Annotated in this window: 5 protein-coding genes; 1 reads left to right on the forward strand and 4 read right to left on the reverse strand. The window is 61.2% G+C overall.

Annotated features, from left to right (window positions below):
- Positions 1-14: 14 nt before the first annotated feature.
- The 4 genes from RIN13_RS15675 to RIN13_RS15690 all read right to left on the reverse strand — a co-directional run bounded on the left by RIN13_RS15675 (position 15) and on the right by RIN13_RS15690 (position 6,129).
- Entirely contained in the window at positions 15-1,430 is a 1,416-nt protein-coding gene (locus RIN13_RS15675) for an aspartate ammonia-lyase (RefSeq protein ID WP_309108263.1), read from the reverse strand.
- Between the two features lie 96 nt (positions 1,431-1,526).
- On the reverse strand, positions 1,527-2,258 hold the full coding sequence (locus tag RIN13_RS15680) for a FadR/GntR family transcriptional regulator (RefSeq protein ID WP_309108264.1): 732 nt from the start codon (positions 2,256-2,258) through the stop codon (positions 1,527-1,529).
- 185 nt (positions 2,259-2,443) lie between these two features.
- Complete coding sequence (locus tag RIN13_RS15685) at positions 2,444-4,417, reverse strand: glycoside hydrolase family 32 protein (protein ID WP_309108265.1); 1,974 nt, start codon at positions 4,415-4,417, stop codon at positions 2,444-2,446.
- A 116-nt stretch (positions 4,418-4,533) separates the two neighbouring features.
- Positions 4,534-6,129, reverse strand: a complete 1,596-nt coding sequence (locus RIN13_RS15690) for a glycoside hydrolase family 68 protein (RefSeq protein WP_309108266.1) — start codon at positions 6,127-6,129, stop codon at positions 4,534-4,536.
- Positions 6,130-6,822: 693 nt separating this feature from the next.
- Here RIN13_RS15690 and RIN13_RS15695 point away from each other — a divergent pair.
- Positions 6,823-7,845 carry a LacI family DNA-binding transcriptional regulator gene (locus RIN13_RS15695; protein WP_309108267.1) on the forward strand — a complete coding sequence of 341 codons (1,023 nt, stop codon included), beginning with the start codon at positions 6,823-6,825 and terminating at the stop codon, positions 7,843-7,845.
- Positions 7,846-8,117 lie beyond the last annotated feature (272 nt).

An 8,117-nucleotide genomic window follows, 5' to 3' on the forward strand; every position in this document is an offset into this window, starting at 1 on the left:
GGGGCGGTTGGGGACTACTTGCTGAGGTTTGCCAGGCGCTGCGGGCTGAGCAGTTCTTCGAGCTGCGCTTCAGTGAGCAGCCCGTGTTCAAGGACCAGCTCCGCGACACCCTTGCCCGTGGCGAGGGCTTCCTGGGCGATTGCTGTGGCAGTGGCGTAACCCAAATGGGGGTTGAGCGCAGTGACCAGGCCGATTGACTGTTCGACAGTCAACCGGAGGTGTTCAGTGTTGGCGGTGATGCCCCGGACGCAGCGGGCCGTGAGGGTGCGGCAGGCTGCTTCCAGGTGGGAGATGCTCTTGTGGAGGCTGTGGACGATGATGGGTTCGAACGCGTTCAGCTGGAGTTGCCCGGCTTCGGCGGCCATAGTGATGGTGACGTCGTTGCCGATCACTTCGTAGGCGACCTGGCTGACTACTTCCGGGATCACCGGGTTGATCTTGCCGGGCATGATGGAGGACCCGGACTGCACGGCCGGGAGGTTTATTTCGCCAAGGCCGGCACGGGGACCGGAGGAGAGCAGCCGAAGATCGTTGCAGGTCTTGGAGAGTTTCACGGCGACGCGCTTGAGGACGCCGGAGAGGTGGACGAACGCGCCGACGTCCTGGGTTGCTTCGATCAGGTCCGGGGCGGTAACCAGCGGCAGCCCTGTGATTTCGGCCAGGTGCCGGCAGGCTGCTGCGGCGTAGCCTGGAGGCGCGTTCAGGCCGGTGCCGATGGCGGTTGCACCAAGGTTGATTTCATGGATGAGCAGGTCGGCTTCGGCGAGCCGGAGCCGGTCCTCGCCGATGGTCACGGCGTAGGTGCCGAATTCCTGGCCCAGGGTCATGGGCACGGCGTCCTGGAGCTGGGTGCGGCCCATCTTGACGACGGTGCGGAATTCAAGGGCCTTTTCGGCGAACGCACCTTCGAGTTCTTCGAGGGCGGCGAGAAGCTCCTTCACGGCCAGGATGGTGCCCAGTTTCACTGCGGTGGGGTAAACGTCGTTGGTGGACTGGGAGAGGTTCACATGATCGTTGGGGTGCAGGTGCCGGTACTCGCCCTTGGGGTGGCCGAGGATTTCCAGTGCCCGGTTGGCGATGACCTCGTTGGCGTTCATGTTCGAGGAGGTACCCGCGCCGCCCTGGATAACGTCCACCACGAACTCTTCGCTGAGCATCCCGTTCATGACGTCCGTGCAGGCCTGTTCGATCGCGGCGGCTCGTTCGGCGTCGAGGAGTCCGAGTTCAAGGTTGGTGCGGGCTGCGGCGAGCTTGACGGCGGCCAGGCCCCGGACCAGATACATGTTCGAGGAGAGCGGCTGGCCCGTGATGGGGAAGTTCTCCACTGCCCGCAGCGTGTGAACACCCCAGTACGCTTTCGCGGGAACATCCCGGTCCCCGAGCAGGTCATGCTCTGAACGGACGTCAGGGTTGTTTTCCAGAATGCTCACGGGGGTTCCTCACAGGGCTTCATTGACGGGTTTGGACAAAGGTGCAGGTAAGACAAGAGCTCAGGTATGAGCTGGGGGCCAGCCCGGGACGCGGAGTCAGGCCATTTGGTTGGCCCGGGAGTTTTCGCTCCCCGGGATGATGGTGCCGAGAGCGCATTCGACCCCATGCAGATGCATTCTCATGGCCTGCGAGGCTTCCTCAGCTGACCCGCGCTCGATCGCATCGAAAATGCGCGCGTGCTCGTCACCTGACTCCTTGCGGCGGTCAGCCACGAGGTTGAGGGTGTTGGACTGGTTGGCCATCGCGTCACAGATGTCGGAGAGGAATGATTCAAAGACACCGTTGCCGCTGCAGCGGGCGATGGTCACGTGGAACTCGGTGTTCAGGAGAACCCATTGATGGAGATCGTCCGCCTCGGACATTTCCCGCAGGATTTCCCGAAGGGCTTCAAGGTCTTCGGTGCTGCGGCGCTGGGCTGCGAGCCCTGCAGCAGGAACCTCCACATGGGGGCGGGCCTCCACCAGGGCGCTGGCCGAGTACTTTCCGAGCTTGAGGTCGGTGGCAACCTTGTCGGCGATGACAAAGGTTCCCTTGCCCGTGTGTGTGGCAGTCAAACCCAGGGCGGTGCAGGAGCGGAGGGCTTCCCTGACCATAGTGCGGCTCACGCCGTACTGCTTGGCAAGTGAAGCTTCAGAGTCCAGCCGGGTCCCGACAGGGATCTTTCCGCCTTCGATGGCACCCCGAAGGGATGCAAAAACCGCTTCCGCCGCACCAACGCGGACCACGCGGTCTTGTCCAGCTGTCCAGCTGTCCAACAGGTTCTCCATGCCTCGACTATGGCATCCTCACACCATCCTGTCAAAGGAGTACCAAAATATTAGGAAGTGGCTTACGTCACAAACCTCAGTGCGGACTTGGTTAGCATGACCACTCTGGACGCGTCGCGGATCCGCCCTCCCCAGCTGCTGAAAACGGGCACTTGATTCCGCTTCTTTCATGACCGTTGGATCGCTTAGCGCGTAGACGACAACGGAGTATGCGTGAGGCTTTTCAGCGTGAGGTTGCCTCCGGCGGTCATCAGCTTGATGCTCTGCTGCCCTGACTTGGGAAAGACCAGTGACGTGAGCGTCTGTTCCCCGCCGTTGACGAACACTTCAATCGAGGAGTGGTCTACGAATACGGTCAGGTCGGCGCTGCCGTTCCTGGCTGGCACGGAGGCGGTGCGTCTTTGTGTGAACACCGGGCCAAGGTCACCAGCTGCGGGCTGCTCGCGCGTGACGAAGGCGGCCCCGTCCTGGAAGTTGTAGCCGACCGTGGCGAATATTGCTTCATCGCTCGCAAACTGCAGGAGAGCCTCCGATCCGTCGCCGCCGCCGTCGTCGTCCCTTTTAGTTACCCGATCAATGGTGAGATCCAGCCGGTAGGCGCCGCCCTTCGGCGTGGGAAGTCCGGCAGTTCCCTCCGGGGTGATGGTCGCCGGACCCGACGACGACGATTGCCCTTCGAGGCGGGCCAGGGTTTTGGAGGGCGTTGAGACCAGAGCCGGCTTGCCGTCCACTGTCTTCAGCTTGATGTCCCGCATGATGGAGTCCATGCCGCCGTGCCAGTCCTCAGTGGGAAGTTTCCGGGCGTAGTCCCAGTTGTTCACCCAGCCCAAAGCCTGCCGGGACTGCATCCGCTGGCCGTCGGTAAGCCTCGGATCATCCCAAGTAACAGCGGCGTAAAAGTCGGAGCCGGCGTCCAGCCACTGATGCTTCTCATCGGAAGGCGTGAACGTTGTTCCGTCCCAGCTCCCTGTCCAGTAGGCGACGCCTGTGGTTCTTCCTTCTTCGGATCCGTTGGCACTGGCCGCCAGGACCCACGTTCTCTTGGCGGGGTCGCCATCGACGTCCAGCTGGAAAAGATCAGGGCACTCAAGGATGCCCAGTCCGGACCGCTCGAAACCCGAAGCGTAACGCCAGCTCTTGAGATCCTTCGACGTGTACATGCCCAGCTTGTGGCCCTCGGCCAGGATCATCAGCCATTGCCCGTTTGCTTCATCACGGACGATCTTCGGGTCGCGCCAGTGTTCAGCTCCGGGGTTTTCCATCACCGGGTTTCCTTCGTAGGAGGAAAACGTGAACCCGCCGTCGGTTGAATAGAAAAGCGACTGCCGCTGGACGCCCTTGTCCTGCTGTGTCAGTACTGAGATGACGGCGTCTTTTCCGAAGCCGGCGGTGTTCTCGTAGTCCACCACGGCGCTGCCTGTCTCGATGTCACCCAGTCCGTTTTTGTACTTCTGGATGGCAACGCCCTCGTCCTTCCACGTCACCAGGTCTTTGCTGGTGAGGTGGTACCACTCTGTTCCGTTGCCCTGGGGATGATCGGCGTTGTAGAGGTAGTAGTAGTGCCAGAGCCCATTGAGGAAAAAGGGGCGCTGGGGATCATTCATCCAGTCCCGCTCCGGGGTGATGTGGTAGCTCGGGCGGTACTGCGAGGATCCGGCTGGCCGCTCGGGTTTCGTTCCCGGGGCCGGCGAGCGGTCGATTCTGCCAAGGTCACTGAGCATGGCATCCACGGCTTCAGACGTAATACAGTCCGGGCGCCGCACGTCCCCGGCACCAGCGGTTTCCGTTGCGTCGTCCTGGCTGGACCGAAGGAAGATGTCGCTGCCGATCCGGGCTGCTGCCACCCAGCCGTCTGCGCAATTGATGGTGCGGAGATCCTCCACTCCGGCTGCTTGGAGGGGTTGTCCGGCCTCGAGGGTGCGGTCACCGCCCGACAACCAGTACGAACCATAGGTTCCCCGGGAGGTCTTGAAATTGGCTTGGGCGGTGGCAACAGAGTCCAGGGCGGTCTCTGCGCGGCTCTCGGCGTCGTCTGGACTCTGAACCATGGCGATGAAGGCCACCACGGCGACCACGAGGGCAGTTGCAGCCGCTGCAACTGCAATCCAGAGGTTCCGTTTGCCTGGTAACGACGTGAGTTTGAATTTTTCGGACATCATGGCCGTTCAGCTAGGACCGGATACCGGCAAAAGGAGCGGGGACCCCGTTTCCGGCGCCCCCGCTCATTACTTTGTCAGCGGGTTGCGTCAATCAGTGGCAACCCGGCTGTTGTGAATTACTTGTACAGGCCTTCTCCGCCAACTTTGACGTTGGTAGGCAGGTAGCCATACGGGCCGAGACCATTCTGGCCGAAGGAGCGGTCAACTTCCGAGATTCCGTTACGGAAGTTGATCTTTACCGTCGGGGAGAGGGAGCCGCCCCTGACGCCGTTCACGTTATCGATGAACGACTGCACCAGGCCACCCGGCTGCACGTAGTGCGAGTAGGCCTGGAACTGACGGCCGTTCTGCTGGGGAGTCGGATTTTCCGGTGACTCCGACGGCAGGTTCAGGTCGGTCGGCGAGCCCAAGGCCAGACCGCTGTTGTTCAGCGGCTGGTAATCGGACCGGATGCCGTCGCCCACAAAGCCGTAGACGCCGTCGGGACCGCGCATACCCGCTGCGTAGGTGAACTGGTGGCTGATAGTGAAGAGGTAGTACTTGTTCTTGCCACCTTCGTTCTGGATGAAGATCTGCGGACGCTCAGTCTGGTCATTGACGCAGTTGGCCGACAGGATGGGCGGCAGGAAGGACCACTTGGTGAGGTCCTTGTTGTCAGCTACCGCCAAACCAACATTCGCCGTCTGGAAGTAGGCGCCCGAGCTGTTGACCTCATTCACATTCTCTGCGTGCGGATCGCCCGGCTTGTAGCCCAGGTCCTCTTCCTTGCACTCGTATTCGCCGCGGGTACCGCCCGTGTTGCCTTCGAACACCATGTAGGTTTTTCCGGGGTGAGCCGGGTCCTCGAAGGTGTAGGGATCACGGAAGGCAAAGCCCGGGTTCTGGGCCTTGTTCTGGTACATCTTGCCGTCGGGTTCCAGCAGTTTGGTGTGCTTGAAGCCGTCAAAGGTAACGCCGTTCTTATCGGCGTGGATGTTGCCCAGCGCCTTCGCGATGGCTGCATCCGGAGCGATTCCGCCGCCTCCGGCGTTCCGCTCGGCCACGTCGTAGAACGTAGTGGCCGTGTAGAAGACGTTGACGTGGTTGCCCTGCATCAGGCGGGTTGAGCCGGACCACTCCGTGTTGCCGATGGATGCGCCGTCAGCAAAAATGTGTCCGCCGTAGTTCCACTTGTCCTTGGCCGGATCAGCGTTGGTCTTACGGAAGAAGTAGCCGATGCGGGCGTTCCAGTGGCGCTGGTCAAAGCCGTAACCGGCGTGCCGGTCTGCCACGAGCGAGAAGATGACGTCCCAACCCTTGTAGCTGATCTGGTTCGCGTTTTCATCCGTCAGGGACCAGGTGTCCCAGACCCAGACGTCCTCGTTCATGGTGGGGAAATCTTCGGGGATTTCCGGCATGGTGACGGACGGGCTCATGGAGTTCTCACCTGGAGCCACATTGGGATCGCTTTGCGCCATGATCTGCTTGGCATCTGCGCGGGTCCACTTCGAGGTGAAGTCCGACGCCGGATCATGCGCCTCTTGGGTGTGCTCGCTGGGGAGCGGGAAGCCAGGGGTGGGTGCCGGCATCTGCTCTGCGGCGGGGGGATCCGACGGTTCGTTGGCCTGCGCCGAGGGCACAGCCAGGAACGTGGTGGCAGCTACAGCCGTGGCCAGTGCCAGGGCGGCAGGCCGCCACAGCTGCATTCTTGGCGATTGGGGATGCTTATTCATCAGTTCTCTTCTCGCGGAGTTTGAGACAGTTCGTGGAAGATGGGCGGATGCCCGGTTTCAAAACTCCAGTGCCCCAGTGACTAAAGAGCTGCCGCAGGGACGCCTTTGTTTTGGGAGAGAAGGGTCTTTCGGCCCTGCCATAGGCCGCTTGGGGTTACCTGTGCTGCGCCTGTCAACACCCTAAGCACGCTTCTTAACGGCTTTCAAACCTCTTTACGTCGGCCTTTGTACCATTCAAGCCAGCAGTGTAAGCGCTTGCACCTATCTCTTTTACGCGCGTGGCACAAACATCTTGGAAAGGTCAAATGTGTCGAATTAATCAGAAGATTAAAAACTTTGCCCTGGCCTCCAGGGCCAGTTGTTGGCTGGGTCACAGGGACCTCCTGGGAATGTTTCGGCCTCTCTTTTTGGTGCCGTTCTGACCTTCTTTCAGCCCGGCATTTTGCTCGACGGGCGCCTCAATGGGGTGTCGTCCTGACCTTGTTTCAGCCTCCCCACCCCGCGACACGCCGAGGATCGTGCGCGTCCTCCGTTAGCTCGGCGCCAAAGCGGGTCACGACGGCTGGCTGTGGCTTCGGTGCGCGGCCCGCGCGAGTGGGTTTGTGAGGTCTCGGTAAGTATTCGTTGACAAATGCAAAACGTTTTGTGTAGCGTGGCTCACACCAAATACAAAACGTTTTGCAAAGGAAGTCAATGACGACGAAGGTGGGAATCCGTGAGGTGGCGAAAGCTGCCGGGGTCTCAGTGACCACTGTGTCCCATGCCCTCAATGACGCCACCAGCTTCCGGGTCAAGGCGGCAACACAGGAACACATCCGGGAAGTGGCCAGAGACCTTGGCTACGCCCCGAACAGGCTGGCCAGTGGATTGCGGAATCAACGCTCCCAAATCCTTGGCCTGGTGAGCGACGAAATCACCACAACACCTTTTGCGGGAGCACTGATCCGCGGGGCACAGGACGCCGCCTACGAACGTGGCTACGTAGTGATGGTGGTCAACTCCGGTATGGACAGTGAGCTGGAAAGCCGAGAAATCACCATGCTTCAGCAGCACCAGGTGGATGGCGTGATCTACGCAAGGATGTATCACCAGAACGCTCAGGTCCCGGCGCAACTGGCAGGACTTCCCACCGTACTCCTGGACGCAGCCACCGAGGACGGGTCCATTTCCTCGGTTGTCCCGGACGAGGTGGGCGCAGCCGAGACGGCAGTTAAGGCTCTGATCCAGGCCGGCCATACCCGGATCGGGATGATCAACAACGTGGACGACATCCCCGCCACACACGGCCGGCGGCAGGGCTTCCTCAACGCTCTGCGGCGGGCTGGGGTGCAGCATGATCCCGGTTACTACGTCATCGGGACGGCTCACACCGAAGGTGGCCGCCAGGCTGCTTTGGAACTTCTCGGCCGGAATGATCGTCCTACAGCGCTTTTCTGCTTCAACGACAGGGTTGCCATGGGTGCTTACCAGGCGGCCACGTTATTGGGGCTTCGGATACCGGAGGACGTTTCCATCATTGGGATCGACAACCTCGAAATTATTGCTGACGCCCTGTGGCCTGGGCTCACAACAGTCGCCCTTCCCCACTACCAAATGGGCCGATGGGCGGTCAACCGGATCCTGGACGATATTGAGAGCCCCGGCAACCCGGCGGTCCAGACGCAGATGGACTGTCCGCTTATCGAGCGGGGCTCGCTTGCCCCGCCGCCAAGTTAGCTGTCACCAACACCAACACCAACAGCTTCACCACCCGGGGAGGCAGAAAGGGACGCGGCCGTTGCACCGGCCACGTCCCCCACAGACCCGGGGCAATCCTCCACGCACAAATCAGCAGAAAGATTCACCATGATGAACAAGCGATTCACCCGGATCCTGGCCACCAGTGTAGCTGCGGCGGCCCTCGTCGGTACCCTAGGCGCCTGCGGCAAGGGCAGCGCGTCATCCTCCTCCGAGGGCTCCAACGAGATCACGATGTGGACTCACAACGC

The sequence above is a fragment of the Arthrobacter sp. genome (assembly GCF_031179985.1).
Lineage (GTDB): Bacteria > Actinomycetota > Actinomycetes > Actinomycetales > Micrococcaceae > Arthrobacter.

What these genes read in the sequence shown, in the direction of transcription:
- RIN13_RS15680 (WP_309108264.1), bottom strand. Translation starts at nt 2,258, where the DNA reads ATGGAGAACCTGTTGGACAGCTGGACAGCTGGACAAGACCGCGTGGTC.
- RIN13_RS15685 (WP_309108265.1), bottom strand. Translation starts at nt 4,417, where the DNA reads ATGATGTCCGAAAAATTCAAACTCACGTCGTTACCAGGCAAACGGAAC.
- RIN13_RS15690 (WP_309108266.1), bottom strand. Translation starts at nt 6,129, where the DNA reads ATGAATAAGCATCCCCAATCGCCAAGAATGCAGCTGTGGCGGCCTGCC.
- RIN13_RS15695 (WP_309108267.1), top strand. Translation starts at nt 6,823, where the DNA reads ATGACGACGAAGGTGGGAATCCGTGAGGTGGCGAAAGCTGCCGGGGTC.